This is a genomic window from Buttiauxella sp. (assembly GCF_049686335.1).
In the GTDB taxonomy this organism is placed as follows: domain Bacteria; phylum Pseudomonadota; class Gammaproteobacteria; order Enterobacterales; family Enterobacteriaceae; genus Buttiauxella.
In genome coordinates, this window is the sequence record NZ_JBAVHX010000022.1 from 42660 (window position 1) to 63227 (window position 20568).

Here is a 20568-nt window from a genome sequence, read left to right on the forward strand (position 1 = left end):
CTTAACGCCGGTTAGCCGGTAATTGAGCGGCTTTGTTAACGTCATACCACCAGGTATCGAAACCTGTCGTATATAACGGACGGATGGCCGGTTTGGAGAATTTGCCCCACCAGGCTAAGCGGTCTGCAGCCATGTACCACATTGGGATCATGTAATTATTCCATGTCAGCACCCGGTCAAGCGCGCGTCCCAAGGGTAGCAGTTTTTGTTTATCGCCTTGATTAGCCACAATCTGAGCAATCAGTTTATCGACCTCCGGGCTTTTCACACCCGGTGCATTATAAGTCGAGTCGACATATTCCGACGCCCATGAAATTTGCACATCGGCACTGGGATAAGGCATCGCGCTGTACAGTGTCGGCATCATGTCATAGTCACGGGTACGCAAGCGGTTAGTGAGTTGCGAGTTATCCACCTGACGCACCTCCATAGTGATACCCAGCCGTTGCAAATTATGCTGGAACGGTAAAACCCATTGTGTGTTGCCGGTGGAGCCAATCAACAACTCGAAGCTAAACGGTTTGCCAGTTTTAACATTGACGAGTTTTTGGTCCTTTAGTTCCCATCCCGCCGCTTTCAACAAGTTCAGGGCCTTGAGCAGATTGTCACGGTCAAAGCCATCGCCGCGCGATTTTGGCGGATTGTAGATAGTAGTGAACACCTCTGGCGGTAGTTCATCCTTCATTGGCGCCAGCAGAGTCAGTTCATCTGCATTCGGATACTCCCGCGCGGCATATTCCGTATTCTGGAAATAACTGTTCGCCCGGTTGTACGCGCCATAAAACAGCGCTTTGTTCATCCATTCAAAATCAAATGCCAGGCCAATCGCCTCGCGAACATGTCGGTCTTCAAAAATGGGGCGCTGGATATTAAACGCCAGCCAGCGAGTATCCTGCGCGGCCTCGTTGGGAAGTTCTTCTTTTACAATGTACCGATTGGCAAAGTTCTTTCCGGTATAGCGGGTTGCCCAATTCTTTGCGCTCGCCTCGTTTCGAAAATCATAGGCACCTGCTTTAAAGGCTTCAAAAGCCACGTTGTCATCGAGATAATAATCGTATCGGATTGAGTCAAAATTCCAGCGCCCACGGTTGACCGGTAAATTAGCGGCCCAATAGTCTCTGACACGAGAATAGGTAATGTATTGCCCCATGCGCCATGCCGTTATTTTATAAGGGCCACTGGCGGGAGGAGGAGAAGAAAGCGGGTCGCTGAGCTTGTGATCTTTCCAGAATTTTTCAGGAAACACCGGCAGCGAAAACAGCCCAAGCATCCGTTCTTTACTGGGTTGCGCCAGTTCGATACGCAGCGTTAAAGGCGCGATAGCACGCATTTTTGCACCCTTATAAACCAGGCGAAATTGCGGCACACCTTCCGTCATGAATTTATTAAAAGTGAAAGCGACATCGCTGGCTTTGATGGGCGTCCCATCATGAAAACGGGCACGGGGATTAATTTCGACTTCAGCCCAGGCAAAATTGCTGGGATAGCGCGCCATTTCTCCGATCAACGGGTAATAGCTGCCAGGTTCATCGTCGGAGGTGGTAAAAAGTGTGTCATACAATGCTTCGGTACGCACGCCAGGATTGCCACGTAGCGCGTAACGGTTGAAGTTATCAAAGGTGCCAATCGCTGACAGCGTGATGTTCCCGCCCTTTGGGGCTGCGGGGTTGACGTAATCAAATTGCGTGAAGTTTATGGCGTATTTAGGCTCACCTAAAACGGCAAAGGAATAACTTTCCTTGATGTTTTCAGCCTGACTTGACGCAGCAATCAGGCAGAGGCTGAGCAGGGCGAGGATGCGGGCAAACATCGTATAGGTCATTCCTTGTCAGGGAGGAGATTACCTAATTGTTTCATCCCGAAACAATATCACTATCCAGGTAACGTACCACCGCATTATAACGTCATGATGGTAAATCATAAGTTATGCTCGTGATACTTCAAGCGACATCGTTGTCGACCGTGGAGATTGTCTGTCAGCACGGGAATTTAATCGCGGCTAAGCAACTCTTCGAAATCTTTTTTCTGATCTTCCCATACCTGTAATTGCTCAAGGGTCATAGGACGAGCGAGATAGTAACCCTGCAGGTAATTCACGCCCTGGTCAATCAGCCATTTGGCTTGCTCAGGGGTCTCAACCCCTTCAGCGACGGTCGTCATACTGAGTTTGCGGGCAAGGGTCAGCACCGCATCGAGCACTGGAGAGGTGACGGTTTCAAAGCCAATCGAATTAACAAAGCCACGGTCAATCTTGAGATAGTCGAGCTTAAAGCGTTCGAGATAGATAAGCGCACTGTGCCCGGTACCAAAATCATCTACAGCAATTTCATATCCCTGCTCTTGCATCCAGGTAAACAGGCAACTGGCCTCGTTTTCCTTAACCATATCGCGTTCGGTAATCTCAAAAATTAGCTGGAAATGACGAGGCGGCAACGAAGCGGCAAAAGCCTGAATATCTTCTTTGAAGGTTGAGGAGTGCAAATGGCTGGGAGCCAGGTTAACACCGAGTCGCGCGCCAGCCGGTAAAATATGCTGAAGTTTTTTGGCATCATGCGCAATCAGTTCAAACAAATGGCGGGTGAGGGGGACAATCAATTGCTGGGCTTCGGCAAAGGCGATAAACGCATCTGGCGGAATAGGGCCAGCAATCGGGTGATTCCAGCGCATCAACACTTCAACACCCGACATTTTTAGCGCTTTGGCATTCACCACTGGCTGATACACCACACTGAATTGCCCGCGTTTAATGCCGGTCAGGATCTCTTTGCCTGAGCGTAAGCGCACTGTCAGCAACCAGGCGCACAATGCCCCGATAAGTATGCCGAAAATTAAACCCGTCAGAATGGAGATTTGAATGTCTTCCACAGGCCAGGTTTCGCCATACAGCGCTAATTTGATGGGGTATCCCTGAATGCTAATAATACGCGTGGGATGTGCCGGCAGCATTGCGGCATCTAATACATGATTGGAGGTCGTGGTTAAGGCTTTACCTCCCACGATGATCGCCATTGAAACCATATCGCTTTGGCGAGTGCTGAATAATAAATACGGGGTGAGATTCACATTCAGAGTGGCGAAAACACCGTGACCAGAAATCAACGGATTTTTAAACCACGCGGCAATGGTCGGCTTGCCTGGCATCATCGGTGTGCCCTGCATGATATCAAGATCAACCTCATTGTTGAGGTCGATATCCGGGACCAGCTGACGCATATCCATCAACATACTGCCGGTGGCAGAAGAACAATAAGCTTCGTAATTACGCACTAATACAAAGGCGCGAACGTTGACGTTAAATGCGGCAAGTGAGGTGAGTTCACCGGAGACATGATGGCAATCGGAAAGCGTTAAGGGCTGGATGCCGCTGCTGCTGGTCTGAAGCTCACTGAAAAAGTGGCTGAGGTAATCACGTATATCTGAAGTCAGCGTGTCGTAGCTTGCCTCGCGCTTACTATGCAGCGTCAGGCTGGTTATTCCACCAATCAGTAGCGCGGCAAGAATACCCGCCAAAATACTGAAGGCGGCAATTTGCCGGACGGAGGTAAAATAACGTGAAAAAATATTTTTAGAAAACATGGCTTAAGGGTTCCTGCAAGCGCAAGAGACTTATTGTTTATATGTGTTTTTTCGGACTATAACGCAAAAAGTGGCATAGCGTCATAAAGTTTCGAACGTAAATTATAATCATTTTATAAACGTTTACTTTTTGCACTCACTGAATTTCAGGCAATAAAAAACGCTGCATAAGCAGCGTTTCTTGTCTCGTCGAATTGTTTTCTTGCAATCAGCCAAGGGATTAACTGTCTGCAAGAACCGCATTAACTGCGGCTCAGTACGCGTCGTGCTTCGTTATAACGCTTCTTCCAGTACGGTTCGTCCATGCTTGAAATCGTCACACCACTGCTGGTGGAAGCATGTACAAACTGATTATTGCCGATATAAATACCAACATGTCGACCGGTTGAACCTGCGCGGAACAGAACTAAATCGCCAGTACGTAATTTATTACGTGAAATCGATTTACCTGAATCCTGCTGTTCAGAAGTTGAACGAGGCAACTCTAAACCAAATTGTTCACGGAATGTACGCTGCACGAATGCAGAACAATCAATACCGCTTTTATTGCTGCCACCAAGACGATAACGAACGCCTTTCCAGCTTGCATATTGATCCATGAGACGTGATTTCACATCTACATTACGGACCATCTCTTCGAATTCATCCTGAGAGGCTTGCAGTAAAAAACCATCTTTATTGCCGACTGCATGCGTCTCAGAATGCATATTTGCGGTGTTTGTCGAACTACATGCTGACAGCATTACTGCCACAGCAACGGCGGGAATTACCCGCAAGATATATCTCAAAATAGGCTGAGATTTGACCATTATGTTTGTTATCCCTTGAAGTCCTTAACGATAAATATCGTTATACAAAATGCCAACGTGACGAGACTAATTACCTGAGCGTCATGAAACAAATGCTTATGAGCAAAACTGTGGTATGACGCACAAATTTATTCACACTGCGAATGATTTGGCTTTAAGCACAAAACGTATCCGAGGTTACCCTATCAACACTGGCGTGGCGAGAGCTTTTATCCGTTTTTTTATAAGAAATTGTGATGTTAAAAAATGATAAGAAATATTGCGTATTTGTTAAGCGTTATTGATGTTTAATTGTGCAAATGCTTCTTTTAACTGGGGAAGCGAAAAGGTTAAATATTAGTCGATTTTAACGGGTGAATGAAAAATCATCAGAGTTCATTCCGTTCTCTGATGATTGAGCGTCATTGGTGTTTATCAGATGTTAATCATTCGCTTTACGCATTTGGGGTAAATAACGGTCGAGCAGGTTAATTAACCCATCACTTACTGGGGTTAATAACACCCATGGTAAGCAAACAAGCGCAATGGAGAGCGACCCAACAAAGATATCAGTAAACCAGTGTGCCCCTATCATCATGCGCGGCATCATGAAGATCAGGAAAATAATAACGGCAATGCCAAACGCTTTTTTACCGAAATATCGCAGCATGAAGCCGGTGAAAATCAGCAGCATTAATCCGTGGTCGCCCGGGAAACTGTCTTTAGAAGCATCCTTTGTCGGGAAATGCAGCAATTCACTGACACGGTAAATATCGGTGAAATAGAGCGTAGGGCTGACGTGAGATTCCGGAATCAAATGGCCGAGCTGATTAATAATCACTGCACAAAATAGCATCACAATGCCCATGATGACCATGCGGCGGCGACCGCTTGATGATTCTTTGCGCCAATAGAAGAAAAACAACGTACCCATCGCTAATAACGAGATGCCATCAAACACGCGATTATTGGTCACCGCGACAAGTATCAGGAAGGCGTGACTCTTTACCAGTGCGCGGTTGAAGAAATGGAAGATATTGGAGTCGATAACGAACCAATAGCCATGTCCGGCAGGCAGATACCAACTAAAAAAGAGTGCTAATCCCAGTGCGTTTAGCACCAGGATTAAAGGTAATCGAATAGTTTTCATACGTTGTCACGAGTTTTTTTAACAAAGGGCAAAAGGGTAGACCTACAAACTTAAACGTAGCTTCAACAGCGACGTTTGCAATGCATTCCAGTCAACTTCAGCACTATGAATCAACTCGATACGGCTGTCTGGTGGGGCCACGTTTTGTGTTTCGATATGGAAATCAAGACCCTGGCGATTTACACGGACTAAGCCTTCCGCAATACGCAGTACGCCTTTAACGCGGTCGACCGGGGCCAGTCTGGCCCATTCCAGAATCCCCACCGTGTCAAAGAGGGTGTCGGCATCAAATATCCAGCCGCAACCGACGTAGCCCTGACCACTATTAATGCTTCGTCTCCAGCGTTGATGCTCCGGCAGACTTAATGCGGCAAGACCTTTAGTGACGGCGTGGCTGTGTTGATGGTCGGGGCTGGAAGGGAGTTCGCGTAGATTTTGACGCGGTCTTTCAAGAAGCGTGATATCAATCTTGCCGTTACTCGCGGCAATAATGTCACGGCCTAAAGCTTCGCGCTGTTGCCAGTCGGCCAGTGCTTTGCGGCTTTCATCGCTGGCACGGTCTTCTTTATTGGCAATGATAATATCGGCCGCCGCCAGCTGGTCGCGGAAGTTGTCATTATTTATGGCGCGTTCATCAAGTAACTGGCGAGGGTCGAGCAAACAAATCGTGGCGTTGAGTTCTATCCACGGTTGGTAAACCTCGGCAGTCAGCATATCGAGAATTTGTTTCGGATGACCCAGACCTGTCGGTTCGATAAGTAATCGGTCGGGTTTACCCTGGCGAAGTAATGTATTCAGGCCAACTTGCATCGGCAACCCATTCACACAACACATACAGCCGCCGGGGATTTCTTTCAATAATGCGCCGCTATCAGCTAATAACGCACCGTCGATGCCGACTTCACCAAATTCATTGACCAGCACAGCCCATTTTTCATGCTCAGGTTTATTGGCCAATAAATGCAAAATGGTGGTGGTTTTTCCGCTACCGAGAAAACCGGTAATGAGGTTGGTTTTAGTCACAGGCGCTCCGGACAGGTTAAGTGAACCTAACGTGATTAGTATCACAATCCTGAACAACATTTGCGAGAAAAGGAAGCCTGAGCGTGCTTCACATCCTTGTGAAGTATGTTTAAAGGCATTGATCGTTAAATTAACCGACCAGTTTTGCGACCGCGGCGCGTGCGCCAGTGCGGCACAACTCATTCCATGCAGCCTGGACGTTTTCGACAAAATGTTCATCAGCAGGCAGGTCGCTGCCGAAGATTTCTTGCAGGCTGAGCAGGGCGTTGACGCGTTCTTCTGGCGTGCTGCCGTCAACCAGGGTTTTAATTTTCGCGGCCAATGGATCGCGAATATCAATTTCATTTCCAGCGTCATCGGTGCCGCTGACATAACGCATCCATCCGGCAATACCCAACGCCAGACATGGCCATGCATCACCTTGCTGCAGGTGCCAGCGAACACTTTCCAGCATGCGCTGCGGCAGCTTCTGGCTCCCATCCATCGCGATTTGCCAGGTGCGGTGTTTCAGCGCCGGGTTTTCGAAACGCTCAATCAGGTTATTCGCATATTGCTGTAAATCGACGCCCGTCACCCGCAGAGTTGGCGCTTGTTCTTGCATCATCAAACGATGGGCAGCCTGGCGGAAATTATCATCAGCCATGCAGTCGTTAACATGCTGATAGCCTGCGAGGTACCCGAGATACGCGAGGAAGGAGTGGCTGCCGTTAAGCATGCGCAGCTTCATTTGCTCCCACGGCATCACGTCATCGACCATTTCAACGCCCACTTCTTCCCAGGCAGGGCGGCCCGCGACAAAATTATCTTCAATAACCCACTGGATAAACGGTTCACCTGAAATCGCGCAAGGATCTTCAACACCCAGCGTTTCGGTGATTTCCAGTAAGGATTCTGGCGTTGCCGCAGGGACAATTCTGTCAACCATGGTGCTTGGGAAGGTCACATGTTCACGGACCCAGTCGGCTAATTCCTGGCTACGAGTTTCTGCCATGCCGATCACCGCATTGCGTACCACATGGCCGTTGTCGGGAATGTTGTCGCACGAAAGCACGGTAAATGGACGCAAGCCCCGCTCGCGACGGCGATTGAGTGCTTCCACTAAAATACCTGGCGCGGAATGGGGTTCGGCTGGATTTTTCAGGTCGTGAATAATTCGTTCGTTATTGTTGTCGAGTTTTCCGGTCGCCGGATCGATGCAATATCCCTTTTCAGTCACGGTCAGGGAAACAATCGCCACTTGCGGCTCGCAGAATTTCTCAATAATGGCCTCGAGGCCATCAAGTTTTGCATTCAGGCATTCGTTAACCGCACCGACAACTATCGCCTGATTACCTTCTCGGCCTTTTTCCAGCACGGTATAGAGGTGATCCTGGGCGCGTAGCGCGGTCATCAATTTATCACCGCTAAACAGGCTAATTTCACAAATGCCCCAATCCCCCCCCAATTTATTGAGTACCCGATCGGTCAACAACGCCTGATGTGCGCGATGAAATGCCCCAAAGCCAAAATGGACGATGCGGGTTTTTAACGCTTTGCGATCATAGCGTGGTTGCTGAACACCGGTGGGGAGCGCGACCGAAGCAATTGTATTCATAATTGTAAATCCCGATTAACGAATTAGTAACATTGCGCAGTCTAAAGTTATATGACAGCAAATTAAATTGGTGTGCCGTCTTTATCCATTTAATGTGAGCTGGATCAACCAATGTCACCGCAAAATTTGACCGAAAAGAAGAATCCAGTATGGTAGTAGTCAATACAGCATTTAGAATTGGTATGACAACTTAACTGAGGAACTGTCGATGGAACAAACATGGCGTTGGTACGGCCCGAAAGACCCGGTATCTCTGGATGATGTGCGTCAGGCGGGCGCGACCGGTGTCGTTACTGCTCTGCATCACATCCCCAATGGCGAAGTGTGGCCGGTTGCTGACATTAAAGAGCGTCAGGCTGTGTTGGCAGCGAAAGGGCTGACCTGGTCAGTAGTAGAAAGTATTCCGGTGCATGAAGAAATTAAAACCCACACCGGTGACTACGATAAGCATATCGCAAACTATCAGCAGAGCATTCGTAACCTGGCGGAATGTGGCATCGACACCGTATGCTACAACTTCATGCCCATTCTGGACTGGACGCGTACCGATCTGGAATATGAATTACCAGATGGTTCACGCGCTCTGCGTTTTGACCAGATAGCATTCGCGGCATTCGAGCTGCACATCCTCAAGCGTGAAGGGGCAGAAGCTGATTACAGCGAAGAAGAGCAGCGCCAGGCGCTGGCCTACTTCAATAATATGTCCGATGCAGAAAAAGAAAAACTGACGCGCAATATCATCGCCGGTTTACCGGGTGCGGAAGAGGGTTATACCCTCGACCAGTTCCGTGCGCGCCTTGCTGAATACGACGGCATCAATAAAGAACAACTGCGCGAAAACATGGCGTACTTCCTGCGTGCGATTGTTGCGGTAGCGGAAGAAGTCGGTGTGCGCCTGGCGGTTCACCCGGACGATCCACCGCGTCCAATCCTCGGCCTGCCACGTATCGTATCCACAATTGAAGATATGCAATGGCTGAAAGAAACGGTCGATAGCATTTATAACGGCTTCACCATGTGTACCGGTTCTTATGGCGTGCGCGCTGACAACGACCTGGTGCATATGATTGAAACCTTTGGCGATCGTATTCACTTCACCCATTTGCGTGCCACTTGCCGCGAAGACAACCCGAAAACCTTCCATGAAGGCGCGCATCTGCAAGGTGACGTGAACATGGTTGCGGTGGTGAAGGCCATTCTGACTGAAGAGCTGCGTCGTAAAAACAGCGGTGATTTGCGTCCGATTCCGATGCGTCCGGACCACGGTCACCAGATGCTTGACGATCTGCACAAGAAAACCAACCCAGGTTATTCAGCGATTGGTCGCCTGAAAGGTCTGGCAGAAGTACGTGGTGTGGAACTTGCTCTGAAACAGACTATGTTCCCAGAACTGCTGAAGTAAGCTGAACAATAAAGTAAAAACGCGCCATCAGGCGCGTTTTTTTATGCAGATTTTTGGTGGAAGACGCATTTGCTTATCCACGCTACAACTGCTTTTCGTAGGTCGGATAAGCTTGCGCCATCCGACATTTTTAACCATTAATCTGCACGACCCATAGAACGTTTTTCAGCGATATGAATGCGGATCTTCTCACCGGTGACCATATATTCTGGAACCTGAATCACAAGGCCAGTCGACATGGTTGCAGGCTTGGTACGGGAGCTTGCTGATGCGCCTTTGATGCCAGGTGCAGTTTCAACAATTTCCAGATCCACAGTTTGTGGCAATTCCAGCGCCAGCAACTGGCCATCCCAGGTGAGAACCTGCATGTCTGGCATGCCGCCTTCAGGGATGAACTGCAACTCGTCTTCAATCTGATCTTTGGTGAAGATATACGGGGTGTAATCTTCTTTATCCATGAACACGTACTCGTTACCGTCGATGTAAGAGAAATCAACGAAACGGCGAGTCAGGGTAATGGTGTCGACGATATCGTCACCTTTGAAGCGCTCTTCAACTTTCTGGCCAGTACGGACATCAGAAAAACGCATTTTATACAGCGTTGCTGCGCCACGTGCGCTGGGTGCCTGAATATCAATATCTTTAACAATCAGCAGCTTGCCGTTGTAATTCAGTACCATACCTTTTTTGACTTCGTTAGCTCTTGCCATCGATAATTCCTGTAAAAAATTGAGGAGCGAAAATATTGCGTCAAATTACTCGCGGGGCGTCTTTCAGGCAAGCGGATTTAATCGCTGACCGGCTAGAAATGGCATAGTAAAGCCGCGTCACTACTGCTACAGTCCAGATCCTTGTCAGCCCACCGGAGCATTGCAGATGGACTGTCGTCCCGATTGCGGCGCATGTTGTACCGCGCCTTCCGTATCAAGCCCAATCCCTGGCATGCCAAATGGCAAACCGGCCAATACGATTTGCGTGCAACTTGGCGCTGATATGCGTTGTAAAATCTTTCTTTCACCGCTAAGACCCAAGGTCTGTGCCAGCCTGCAAGCCTCGCGTGAAATGTGTGGCACCACGCGCCAGCACGCCATGGATTATTTGATTTATCTCGAAGCGGCGACCGCTCCTTAAATATCTTTGATTTTCACCATGCAGTAAGCGGTGATGGCTATCATGCCTGTCGCGATATAAAACACGGTGTGATAATTCCAGATTTCCGCCACGACACCAGCCATCGACCCGGCAATTATCCAGCCGACACGCGTGGTATTGGTATACAGCGTGGTTGCCGCTCCAGCCTGGCCCGGCATTAAATCCTGAAAATAGATCATGCCGATACCCGCCAAAATGCCGATGAAAATCGCGTTCAGCAGTTGTAGCCCCAGCAGCATGAATTCGTTATGCAGTGTCAGCATCCCAATGTAGAACAACAGACCCGCGACCGCCGCAATCCGCATCAGGAAACGCTTACCGAAGCGTTTGGCGTAATAACCGGCGATAAGCATCGTAGGGATTTCAAGGCCAGCAGCGGTCCCCATCATCACGCCCGCCAGTTTCTCCGGCAGATGTAATTCATGAATGATGTAGAGCGGCATATTAATGATATAGAGGCTGTTACAGCCCCACATCATGGTGCAGGCGACAAACAATAACAGCGCATCACGGCGATTACGGCGCGGCGCCTCAAGGGTGGTCGATTTTGTCTCCACCTCTTTTCGCATCGAGGGTAACAACATCCGCACCATCACACTGCACACCACAAACGCCAGCGCGGCGCTGAGATACATCGTGGTAAAACCAAAACCCAACGCCAGCGCGTAGGCGATAGGCGGGCCAATCACCCACGCAAGCGATACCTGCGCACGCAGAATTGAGCTGAACATCACCGCTTCGCGACCGGTACGGTCGGCGTGTTCGCGCGCCAGGGCAAACATTTGAGGGTTAGCGGTCGAGCCAAAACTACTGAGGAAAACCCCGACGAACAGCAACACAAAATAGTTGCGGTTCCAGGCAAAAAGCACGCAGGCGAGAGCGCCTAATAAGCAGCAGACAAAAATAAGCGCTTTGCGATCGCCTTTGCGGTCCGAACGCCCCGCAAGAAACTGGCTGACCAAAATACCAATGATGGCACTACCGGTGAAAAAGAAGCCGACCATCGCTGGGCGAGCATGCACTTCTTCCGTCAGAAACAGGCTCAGAGTGGGCGTTTGTAATGCACCCGCGATCCCGGTAAGAAAAGCGACAATCAAAAAGGCGGAAGACGTTAAATCAAGGGGCTTACGGGTTGCTGCTATGGGGGCGTTTTGCATGCTCTCGGCGTCGCTAATTTATGAACGCGCGGAGTTTACGCGCCTTGTCAGAAAATAAACAGTTGATCAAATCAAAGGCGGCACGAAAAGACGCTTAAAGCTAAACGCATCGCGCAGTACTGCTATTTAGCATTTTATGAAACTGCCGCCATACTGAGTTATAGAGAAAGTGGTTGAATGGACTTATCCGCTTTAACTCGTTCAGCTTTTACGCCCAGGTTTGAGGGAAATGTGCGGAACCTCTAAATTTCAGTAACGAAATCTCAACATGACTTGCCTGAAACCTGGTGAATATGCACACTACTTGAAACGTTTCAGCGTCGTCTTATTTGTTATCAGGAGTGGGATGGCGCATTTTTTCTCATTGCAGCTGAATCGTTTCAATTCGGCAGGAGAGGAGAACCATGTTCCAGTTATCTGTGCAAGACATTCATCCGGGAGCGAGTGCCGGAAATAAAGAAGATGCCATTCGTCAGGTTGCCGCAGCACTCGCGCAAGCTGGCAATGTCAGCATTGGCTATGTAGAAGGTATGCTGGCTCGCGAGCTACAAACTTCTACTTACCTGGGCAACGGTATTGCTATTCCACACGGCACCACCGACACCCGCGATCTGGTGCTGAAAACTGGCGTTCAGGTGTTTCAGTTCCCCCAGGGAATCGAGTGGGGCGAAGGCCAGACCGCCTATGTTGCGATTGGTATTGCCGCCAGCTCCGACGAACACCTGGGTTTACTGCGTCAGCTTACCCATGTGCTGAGTGATGACGACGTTGCTGAACAACTCAAAAATGCAACTTCAGCAGAAGAGCTTCGTGCATTGCTGATGGGCGAAAAACAGTCCGCCTCTTTGCTTTTTGACAACTCATTGCTGGCACTCGATGTCACCGCAACCGACCTGATGACGCTGCAAGCATTAAATGCCGGGCGCATCAAACAAGCTGGTGCAGCAGACACGGCATTTGTAAGCAATGTCATCTCCAGCAAACCTCTTTATTTAGGTCAGGGCATCTGGCTGAACGACAGTACTGAAGGCAACCTTGCCAGTGCTGTTGCCATCAGTCGTCCTGTGACTGCGTTTGAGACTGAAGGCCAACCGGTATCGCTACTGATGACGGTTGCTGTGGCCGATGACCAACCCTTACAGGTGCTTAACCGCCTGAGCGACATGCTGATAAACAATACTGCTGACCGCTTGCTGAACGCTGATGCGCCCGCATTGCTGACGCTGCTGACCAGTGATGTTGCACCTGAGCAAAACGTCCTGAGTGCCGATTTCCAGATTCGTAATGAACACGGTTTGCATGCCCGTCCAGGTACCGTGCTGGTGAACACCATCAAACAATTTAATAGTGAGATTACCGTGACAAACCTTGATGGCACCGGCAAGCCTGCCAATGGACGCAGCCTGATGAAAGTTGTGGCACTTGGCGTGAAGAAAGGCCACCACCTGCGCTTTACCGCTCAGGGTGACGATGCTGAAGTTGCGCTGAAAGCGATTGGTGAAGCCGTTGCAGCCGGTTTGGGCGAGGGGGCAGCATGAGTCGTCGCGTCGCAACCATCACCTTAAATCCGGCTTACGATCTGGTCGGTTACACGCCTGAAATTGAACGTGGTGAAGTTAACCTCGTTCGTACCACCGGCTTACACGCTGCGGGTAAAGGCATTAACGTTGCTAAGGTTCTGAAAGATCTTGGTATCGATGTCACTGTTGGCGGCTTCCTTGGGAAAGACAACCAGGATGGCTTCCAGCAACTGTTCAGCGAGTTGGGGATTGCTAACCGTTTCCAGGTTGTACAGGGTCGGACCCGTATTAACGTCAAACTGACAGAAAAAGACGGTGAAGTGACCGACCTGAATTTCTCCGGCTTCGAAGTGACTCAGTCAGATTGGGATCGCTTTGTTGCAGACTCTCTGAGCTGGCTCGGCCAGTTTGACATGGTCTGCGTCAGCGGCAGTTTACCGGCAGGTGTTTCTCCGGAAGCGTTTACCGACTGGATGACCCGTCTGCGCAGTCAGTGCCCATGCATTATTTTCGACAGCAGCCGCGAAGCGTTAGTCGCGGGGCTGAAAGCGGCGCCATGGCTGGTGAAACCGAATCGCCGCGAGCTGGAAATCTGGGCGGGTCGTAAACTTCCAGATATGAAAGATGTGATTGATGCCGCCCACGCGTTGCGTGAACAGGGCATTGCTCATGTGGTTATCTCTCTGGGTGCCGAAGGCGCACTTTGGGTGAACGCATCCGGTGAATGGATTGCCAAACCGCCAGCTTGTGAAGTCGTCAGCACCGTCGGTGCCGGGGATTCCATGGTGGGTGGGCTTATCTACGGCCTGTTAATGCGTGAATCCAGCGAACATACCTTACGTCTGGCGACGGCAGTTGCGGCGCTGGCGGTGAGTCAGAGCAACGTCGGTATCACCGATCGTACGCAACTGGCAGCCATGATGGCTCGTGTTGACCTGAAACCTTTTAACTGACAGCAGGAGAGGAACAATGAAAACGCTGCTGATTATCGAACCCGGTCTTGGGCAAGCTCGCGCATACCTTGCGAAAACATTGCTCGGTTCCGCGGCGCAGAAAGCGCACTTGCAGATTATCGACAATCCGAACGAAGCCGATATGGCGATTGTGGTGGGTACCGCTATCCCTGCTGATACCTCGCTGAATGGCAAAAATGTCTTCCTCGGTGATATCGACCGTGCGGTGCAACATCCAGAACTGTTTTTAAGTGAAGCCAAAAGCAAAGCCAAACCTTACACGGCGCCGGTAACCGTAGCGCCAGTCGCTGCGGCTAAAGGTCCAAAACGCGTGGTGGCGGTAACGGCTTGTCCGACAGGTGTCGCGCATACCTTTATGGCCGCTGAAGCGATTGAAACCGAAGCTAAAAAACGTGGCTGGTGGGTGAAAGTTGAAACGCGTGGTTCAGTGGGCGCGGGTAATGCGATTACGCCAGAAGAAGTGGCTGAAGCTGATTTGGTGATTGTTGCCGCGGACATCGAAGTGGATTTGGCTAAATTTGCAGGCAAGCCGATGTACCGCACTTCAACCGGTTTGGCGTTGAAGAAAACCGCACAAGAGCTGGATAAAGCCGTGGCTGAGGCAACGCCTTTTGTTGCCAACACACCGGGTGCTTCGAATACGAAAGAAGGCAAGAAAGAGGCTGCGGGTGCGTATCGTCACCTGTTAACCGGCGTTTCTTATATGTTGCCGATGGTTGTTGCGGGTGGCTTGTGTATCGCACTGTCATTTGCTTTCGGTATTGAAGCGTTTAAAGAACCTGGAACGCTGGCCGCAGCACTGATGCAAATCGGTGGTGGTTCAGCCTTTGCCTTGATGGTGCCAGTGCTTGCGGGTTATATCGCATTTTCCATTGCAGACCGTCCAGGTTTAACCCCAGGTCTCATCGGCGGTATGTTAGCCGTCAGCACCGGTTCAGGTTTTATCGGCGGTATTATTGCGGGCTTCCTCGCGGGTTACATTGCGAAGATGATCAGCACTAAGCTGAAACTGCCAGCCAGTATGGAAGCGCTGAAGCCAATCCTCATCATCCCGCTGTTCTCAAGCCTGGTGGTCGGTCTGGCGATGATTTACCTGATTGGTACGCCGGTGGCGAAAATCCTTGAAGGTTTGACTCACTGGCTGCAAACCATGGGCACCGCGAATGCGGTACTGCTGGGTGCAATCCTTGGCGGCATGATGTGTACCGACATGGGTGGCCCGGTGAATAAAGCGGCTTACGCCTTTGGCGTCGGATTGCTGAGTACCCAAACGTATGCACCGATGGCCGCGATCATGGCTGCAGGTATGGTGCCACCGTTGGCAATGGGGCTGGCGACATTTGTGGCTCGTCGTAAATTCGACAAGGCGCAGCAAGAGGGCGGTAAAGCGGCGATGGTTCTGGGTCTGTGCTTTATCACCGAAGGGGCAATCCCGTTCGCTGCTCGTGACCCAATGCGTGTTCTGCCATGTTGTATCGTGGGTGGCGCGGTGACCGGTGCTATCTCGATGGCAGTTGGTGCCAAGTTGATGGCGCCACATGGCGGCTTGTTTGTCCTGCTGATTCCGGGTGCGATTACACCGGTTCTGGGCTACCTGATTGCGATTGTGGCGGGTACGTTGCTGGCGGGACTGTCGTATGCCTTCCTGAAGCGTTCAGAAACTGAATTAGCGGTGAAAGCAGCGTAAAAACTGTTGGTGGATGACGCTGTCGCTTATCCACCCGAAATCATCTCTCAAGTTCCCGGCATACACCGGGAGCTTTTTTTTTGCTTAAGCGGCAGCTTCCTGATGCTGTTGTGCTTTCAACCACGCAATCTCTTCGCCCCAAATATCCGGGTTAGTGGTTTCCAGAATCATTGGAATGCCATCGAAACGGCTATCGCGCATGATCCAGCTAAACGGAGTATGGCCGATATTGCCTTCACCCAGGCTGTTATGCCGATCAACACGACTACCAAAAGCACTCTTCGCGTCATTGAGATGCATACCACGCAAATATTTAAATCCGACAATGCGGTCAAATTCAGCGAAGGTCTGTTCGCAATCCGCTTCAGTACGCAGATCGTATCCCGCAGCAAAAGCGTGGCAGGTGTCGATACACACACCGACGCGAGATTTATCTTCTACGCCATCAATGATGGCTGCCAGATGCTCAAAGCGGAAACCGAGGTTGCTCCCCTGGCCCGCGGTGTTTTCAATCACCGCTGTCACGCCTTCAGTTTTATCCAGCGCGATGTTGATTGACTGCGCGATACGCGCCAGACACTCTTCTTCCGGGATTTGCATCAGGTGGCTGCCTGGATGGAAATTCAGCAGCGACAGTCCCAATTTCATGCAGCGTTCCAGCTCATCAATAAAGGCTTCACGGGATTTTTCCAGCGCTTCTTCGACGGGATGACCGAGGTTAATCAGGTAGCTATCGTGTGGGAGGATTTGGCCTGGACCGTAGTTGTACTTTTCACAGGCACGTTTGAAATTACTGATAACTTCTTCGGTCAATGGTGCTGCGCGCCACTGACGTTGATTTTTGGTGAACAGGGCAAAAGCAGTGGCTTCAAGCTCATGTGCGCGAATCGCGGCATTTTCCAGACCACCAGCGGCACTGACATGTGCGCCAATAAACTTCATCATTCTTTCTCCTGTCAAAACCCGCTACCGGGAAAGCGTCAATGATAGCGGGTTAGACAGGAAATATCAGGCCATTAAATGATGTATGCCGAGGTTAATCGCGCCGCCACCGACGATAAGCCAGATAAACAGCACCAGTGCCATCAATAGCGGGCGCACACCGGCTTTTTTCAGCGCGCTAATGTGAGTCGTCAAACCGAGAGCCGCCATCGCCATGGCTAACAAGAAAGTATCCAGCGTAATCAGGCCATTAACCGCCCAGGCTGGCAGCAGGTGCAGCGAGTTAAACATCGCCACCACAATAAACAGCACTGCAAACCATGGAATGGTAATTTTGCTTTTCTGCGCCTGACCGGCTGGAGCAAGCTGTTTGACGCGCGCTGCCAGGAAAATCAGGAACGGAGCCAGCATCATAACGCGCAGCATTTTTGCAATCACCGCCGCATTTTCAGTCTCAGGGCTAACGGCATGCCCAGCCGCCACGACTTGCGCCACTTCATGCATGGTCGAACCGGTATAAATCCCAAACGTTTCGGGAGTGAACCACTGCGTGACATACGGATACATCATCGGATAAATGAAGATGGCCAGCGTACCGAAGATCACCACCGTTGCGACGGCTACCGTGACTTTGCTGGCTTCCGCTTTGACAACCGGCTCGGTGGCCAGAATCGCGGCGGCACCACAAATACTGCTCCCGGCACCAATTAACCAGCTGGTTTGTTTATCCAGACCAAATACTTTCTGGCCCAGCCAGCAGGCGAGGGCAAAGGTACTGCTTAAGGTCAGAATGTCGATGACAACGCCACTGACACCGACATCTGCAATTTGCGAAAACGTCAGTCGAAAACCATAAAGAATGATGCCAAGGCGCAATAAATGTTGCTTTGCAAACAGCACGCCACCATCACAGTGCTGCCAGATTTTTGGGTACAACGTGTTGCCGATAACCATCCCGCACAGAATAGCGAGTGTTAATGCTCCCAGACCAAGGCCTGCGACCGAAGGAATGTTACCCAGCCAAAGAGCCAGTGCAGTAATGCCGCCTGCCAGCGCAAGGCCCGGCAAAAAATGCCACAATGAATGTCGATGAGTGGGAATTGATAACGTAGCCATAACCTTCTCCTTTGTTATGGCAAAAGTGTATGGCCTGCTGGCTTAAAAATAAAATTGATTATATATTTATAACCAATCTGAATAAGTGTTAAGGCGTGCTTAATATGCATATCACTCTGCGGCAACTTGAAGTGTTCGCCGAAGTGCTCAAAAGCGGTTCGACAACTCAGGCTTCTCAGATGCTGTCGCTGTCGCAGTCAGCGGTGAGTGCCGCGCTGTCCGACCTCGAAGGGCAACTGGGGGTGCAGTTGTTTGACCGCGTCGGTAAGCGTCTGGTGGTCAACGAACATGGCCGATTGTTGTATCCGCGCGTGGTTGGCTTGCTGGAACAGGCTGCGGAAGTCGAACAGCTGTTTAAAGAAGATAACGGCGCGATCCGCGTTTTCGCCAGTAGTACCATCGGTAACTATATTCTGCCGGAAATGATTGCTCATTATCGCCATGATTTCCCCGCATTACCGCTGGAGATGAGCGTTGGCAATAGCCAGGACGTGATTAACGCAGTGGCGGATTTCCGTGTCGATATCGGCCTGATTGAAGGGCCAAGCCATATGACCGAACTGGTCACCGAGCCGTGGCTGGAAGACGAACTGGTGGTGTTTGCGCCGCCGAGTGCACCTTTCTTACAACAACCGATCACCCTGGAAACCCTGGCGCAACAGCAGTGGATCCTGCGTGAGAAAGGCTCCGGTACCCGTGAAATTGTTGACTACCTGCTGCTTTCGCATTTGCCGCAGTTCCAGTTGTGTATGGAATTAGGCAATTCAGAAGCGATAAAACACGCTGTACGCCATGGCCTTGGGATAAGCTGCCTGTCACGTCGTGTTATCGAAGAGCAGTTAGAAGCGGGATCGCTGGTGGAAGTGCCGGTGCCATTGCCACGCCTGGTGCGCACGTTGTATCGCATTCATCATCGCCAGAAGCACATTTCAAACGCATTACAGCGCTTTTTGAAGTACTGCGAAAAGTAAGTCTCGAGTTTGCTGGAAACCCATCTTGCTATAAGGGGATGGGGTTTTCAGGTGTAATACTTAAAGTTGCCGTAATACCATCCGAATGAAATAAACTGGAATAAATTATATTTAATTGGTTAATTAAATGTTGGTCATTTGGTTTGGAAGAGTCTTAACGAAAAATAAATTCAATATACCCGGGCTAAACAGCTGCTAATTTAATTTAGTATTATTAAGTGGCAGATGAAGTTGGTTACAAATAATAAAGAAACCTCTTTTTTCCTCTCATGTTTATTGATGCGATGTTTATAAATCGCCACTTACTATGGCGTTTTTAATTCAGAGTATTTTCTAATGAGCAATCTACTGATTACCGGTGCAACAGGCTTTCTGGGCGGTGCTGTGCTAGCGCGAGCACTTTCTGATTCGTCTATTAAATCCATTCTTTTGCTGGTGAGAGCAGACACCGCTGAAGAGGGCGTGGTACGCATCAAAAATAATCTGGCTAATTTTGGTTGTAGTGAAACCTTACTCTCTAAAATTAATACCCAAAATATCTTGCTGGGTGACCTGGCTTATTCAGAAACCTTTTTGAATGACGACCGACTTTCCTCAGTAACACATGTGATTAACTCAGCTGCCGTCGCGTCATTTGGCGATAATGCCTTAATCTGGAAAGTTAATGTTGAAGGAACACTGAAATTCGTTAAACGCATGGCAGAAGTTTCAGGTCTGGTGCGCTTTGTGCACGTCGGAACTGCTATGTCGTGCGTACCAGAAGCCGGGACATTAGTCACGGAGAGCATGGCGCGCAAACCGGAAGAAGAACATTTAGTTCAGTACACCTGGTCTAAATCCACCATCGAACAATTGATTGTCGAACAATGCCCGCAGCTCCCGCTGGTGATTGCCCGGCCGTCAATTGTGGTAGGGCACAGCGAAGAAGGGTGTCGCCCCTCCAGCAGTATTTTCTGGGTGTTCCGCATGGCGTTAATGCTCGGGAAATTCATGTGTTCTCTGGAAGATAAAATCGATGTCATCCCGGTCGATTATTGCGCCGAAGCACTGTTGCTCTTAACTAAGTGCCCGGAACTGGCCGAAAAGGTCTATCACATTTCTGCGGGGGATACCGGGAGTACCCAGTTTGTTGAAATAGACCGCGCGATGGCGGCTGCTTTAAATCAGAACCCTATTTATTCAACTTATGAGCAGGTTGAATACAGCGAACTGGTAAAAAATCGTCGAAATTTCAAAGAGATTTATGGGCCGTGCAATGAACGCCTGATGTTAAGGGCAATGCGTTTGTACGGTGAATTCTCCATGTTAAATGTGCGTTTTTCGAATAAAAAACTGTTGGATTTAGGCATGTCGCCGCCGCCACGTTTTGTTGATTACATTAGTCGCTGTGTCGAAACTACCCGCGAGTTCAGTATCCCTGAACTCATGAAGGTGGATTTTAAATAACTCATCGCTCCAGACCGCGTGGGGAAAGGATTCCCTCACATCACCACCGATTTACCCGCACGCTTTCGCA

17 protein-coding genes are annotated in these 20568 nt (G+C 49.9%); 7 read left to right on the forward strand and 10 right to left on the reverse strand.

The annotated features are described in order from the left end of the window. Position 1 precedes the first annotated feature (1 nt). The 6 genes from WBL83_RS14845 to WBL83_RS14870 form a co-directional block, all read right to left on the reverse strand. Positions 2 to 1810: an extracellular solute-binding protein gene (locus WBL83_RS14845; RefSeq protein WP_424589864.1), complete on the reverse strand. Its 1809-nt coding sequence runs from the start codon at positions 1808 to 1810 to the stop codon at positions 2 to 4. A gap of 179 nt (positions 1811 to 1989) precedes the next feature. Beyond that, positions 1990 to 3576: a cyclic di-GMP phosphodiesterase gene (locus WBL83_RS14850; RefSeq protein ID WP_424589865.1), complete on the reverse strand. Its 1587-nt coding sequence runs from the start codon at positions 3574 to 3576 to the stop codon at positions 1990 to 1992. A gap of 242 nt (positions 3577 to 3818) precedes the next feature. Next, positions 3819 to 4385 carry a bifunctional murein DD-endopeptidase/murein LD-carboxypeptidase gene (gene mepS, locus WBL83_RS14855; RefSeq protein ID WP_424589866.1) on the reverse strand — a complete coding sequence of 189 codons (567 nt, stop codon included), beginning with the start codon at positions 4383 to 4385 and terminating at the stop codon, positions 3819 to 3821. Between the two features lie 421 nt (positions 4386 to 4806). Beyond that, the gene (locus WBL83_RS14860) at positions 4807 to 5514 is read right to left on the reverse strand and encodes a phosphatase PAP2 family protein (RefSeq protein ID WP_424589867.1); all 708 of its coding nucleotides are present in this window, start codon (positions 5512 to 5514) and stop codon (positions 4807 to 4809) included. A 42-nt stretch (positions 5515 to 5556) separates the two neighbouring features. Beyond that, the gene (locus tag WBL83_RS14865; RefSeq protein WP_424589868.1) at positions 5557 to 6537 is read right to left on the reverse strand and encodes a CobW family GTP-binding protein; all 981 of its coding nucleotides are present in this window, start codon (positions 6535 to 6537) and stop codon (positions 5557 to 5559) included. A 130-nt stretch (positions 6538 to 6667) separates the two neighbouring features. After that, positions 6668 to 8131 (reverse strand): mannitol dehydrogenase family protein, encoded by a 1464-nt coding sequence (locus tag WBL83_RS14870; protein WP_424589869.1) that lies wholly within the window; start codon positions 8129 to 8131, stop codon positions 6668 to 6670. A gap of 208 nt (positions 8132 to 8339) precedes the next feature. Between WBL83_RS14870 and uxuA the strand changes: the two genes are divergently transcribed. Then, the gene (gene uxuA, locus WBL83_RS14875) at positions 8340 to 9533 is read left to right on the forward strand and encodes a mannonate dehydratase (RefSeq protein WP_424589870.1); all 1194 of its coding nucleotides are present in this window, start codon (positions 8340 to 8342) and stop codon (positions 9531 to 9533) included. 137 nt (positions 9534 to 9670) lie between these two features. On the opposite strand, the gene yeiP is transcribed toward uxuA, so the two are convergent. Beyond that, the gene (gene yeiP / locus WBL83_RS14880) at positions 9671 to 10243 is read right to left on the reverse strand and encodes an elongation factor P-like protein YeiP (RefSeq protein ID WP_424589871.1); all 573 of its coding nucleotides are present in this window, start codon (positions 10241 to 10243) and stop codon (positions 9671 to 9673) included. Between the two features lie 166 nt (positions 10244 to 10409). Between yeiP and WBL83_RS14885 the strand changes: the two genes are divergently transcribed. Beyond that, positions 10410 to 10664 carry a YkgJ family cysteine cluster protein gene (locus WBL83_RS14885; RefSeq protein WP_424589872.1) on the forward strand — a complete coding sequence of 85 codons (255 nt, stop codon included), beginning with the start codon at positions 10410 to 10412 and terminating at the stop codon, positions 10662 to 10664. On the opposite strand, the gene setB is transcribed toward WBL83_RS14885, so the two are convergent. Then, positions 10661 to 11842, reverse strand: coding sequence for a sugar efflux transporter SetB (gene setB, locus WBL83_RS14890; RefSeq protein ID WP_424589873.1), 1182 nt, complete (start codon positions 11840 to 11842; stop codon positions 10661 to 10663). The genes WBL83_RS14885 and setB overlap by 4 nt on opposite strands. A gap of 404 nt (positions 11843 to 12246) precedes the next feature. On the opposite strand from setB, the gene fruB reads away from it, so the two are divergent. From fruB to fruA, 3 genes are read left to right on the forward strand one after another with little or no spacing between them, the layout of a single operon-like run. Beyond that, positions 12247 to 13380 (forward strand): fused PTS fructose transporter subunit IIA/HPr protein, encoded by a 1134-nt coding sequence (fruB, locus tag WBL83_RS14895; protein WP_424589874.1) that lies wholly within the window; start codon positions 12247 to 12249, stop codon positions 13378 to 13380. After that, positions 13377 to 14315: a 1-phosphofructokinase gene (gene fruK / locus WBL83_RS14900; RefSeq protein ID WP_424589875.1), complete on the forward strand. Its 939-nt coding sequence runs from the start codon at positions 13377 to 13379 to the stop codon at positions 14313 to 14315. The genes fruB and fruK overlap by 4 nt, the downstream gene beginning before the upstream one ends. Before the next feature lie 16 nt (positions 14316 to 14331). After that, positions 14332 to 16023 carry a PTS fructose transporter subunit IIBC gene (fruA, locus tag WBL83_RS14905; protein WP_424589876.1) on the forward strand — a complete coding sequence of 564 codons (1692 nt, stop codon included), beginning with the start codon at positions 14332 to 14334 and terminating at the stop codon, positions 16021 to 16023. 84 nt (positions 16024 to 16107) lie between these two features. On the opposite strand, the gene nfo is transcribed toward fruA, so the two are convergent. Both nfo and WBL83_RS14915 read right to left on the reverse strand, forming a co-directional pair. Next, positions 16108 to 16965, reverse strand: coding sequence for a deoxyribonuclease IV (nfo, locus tag WBL83_RS14910; RefSeq protein ID WP_424590000.1), 858 nt, complete (start codon positions 16963 to 16965; stop codon positions 16108 to 16110). A gap of 66 nt (positions 16966 to 17031) precedes the next feature. Further along, on the reverse strand, positions 17032 to 18081 hold the full coding sequence (locus WBL83_RS14915) for a YeiH family protein (RefSeq protein ID WP_424589877.1): 1050 nt from the start codon (positions 18079 to 18081) through the stop codon (positions 17032 to 17034). Positions 18082 to 18185: 104 nt separating this feature from the next. Here WBL83_RS14915 and yieE point away from each other — a divergent pair, with 104 nt between their 5' ends. Both yieE and WBL83_RS14925 read left to right on the forward strand, forming a co-directional pair. Further along, positions 18186 to 19052, forward strand: coding sequence for a DNA-binding transcriptional regulator YeiE (gene yieE / locus WBL83_RS14920; protein WP_424589878.1), 867 nt, complete (start codon positions 18186 to 18188; stop codon positions 19050 to 19052). A 336-nt stretch (positions 19053 to 19388) separates the two neighbouring features. After that, positions 19389 to 20498: an SDR family oxidoreductase gene (locus tag WBL83_RS14925; protein WP_424589879.1), complete on the forward strand. Its 1110-nt coding sequence runs from the start codon at positions 19389 to 19391 to the stop codon at positions 20496 to 20498. Positions 20499 to 20568 lie beyond the last annotated feature (70 nt).

Bases quoted from the DNA above. Each gene is read 5' to 3' on its own strand.
- WBL83_RS14845 (WP_424589864.1), bottom strand. From the start codon at position 1,810: ATGTTTGCCCGCATCCTCGCCCTGCTCAGCCTCTGCCTGATTGCTGCG.
- WBL83_RS14850 (WP_424589865.1), bottom strand. From the start codon at position 3,576: ATGTTTTCTAAAAATATTTTTTCACGTTATTTTACCTCCGTCCGGCAA.
- mepS (WP_424589866.1), bottom strand. From the start codon at position 4,385: ATGGTCAAATCTCAGCCTATTTTGAGATATATCTTGCGGGTAATTCCC.
- WBL83_RS14860 (WP_424589867.1), bottom strand. From the start codon at position 5,514: ATGAAAACTATTCGATTACCTTTAATCCTGGTGCTAAACGCACTGGGA.
- WBL83_RS14870 (WP_424589869.1), bottom strand. From the start codon at position 8,131: ATGAATACAATTGCTTCGGTCGCGCTCCCCACCGGTGTTCAGCAACCA.
- uxuA (WP_424589870.1), top strand. From the start codon at position 8,340: ATGGAACAAACATGGCGTTGGTACGGCCCGAAAGACCCGGTATCTCTG.
- yeiP (WP_424589871.1), bottom strand. From the start codon at position 10,243: ATGGCAAGAGCTAACGAAGTCAAAAAAGGTATGGTACTGAATTACAAC.
- WBL83_RS14885 (WP_424589872.1), top strand. From the start codon at position 10,410: ATGGACTGTCGTCCCGATTGCGGCGCATGTTGTACCGCGCCTTCCGTA.
- setB (WP_424589873.1), bottom strand. From the start codon at position 11,842: ATGCAAAACGCCCCCATAGCAGCAACCCGTAAGCCCCTTGATTTAACG.
- fruB (WP_424589874.1), top strand. From the start codon at position 12,247: ATGTTCCAGTTATCTGTGCAAGACATTCATCCGGGAGCGAGTGCCGGA.
- fruK (WP_424589875.1), top strand. From the start codon at position 13,377: ATGAGTCGTCGCGTCGCAACCATCACCTTAAATCCGGCTTACGATCTG.
- fruA (WP_424589876.1), top strand. From the start codon at position 14,332: ATGAAAACGCTGCTGATTATCGAACCCGGTCTTGGGCAAGCTCGCGCA.
- nfo (WP_424590000.1), bottom strand. From the start codon at position 16,965: ATGAAGTTTATTGGCGCACATGTCAGTGCCGCTGGTGGTCTGGAAAAT.
- WBL83_RS14915 (WP_424589877.1), bottom strand. From the start codon at position 18,081: ATGGCTACGTTATCAATTCCCACTCATCGACATTCATTGTGGCATTTT.
- yieE (WP_424589878.1), top strand. From the start codon at position 18,186: ATGCATATCACTCTGCGGCAACTTGAAGTGTTCGCCGAAGTGCTCAAA.
- WBL83_RS14925 (WP_424589879.1), top strand. From the start codon at position 19,389: ATGAGCAATCTACTGATTACCGGTGCAACAGGCTTTCTGGGCGGTGCT.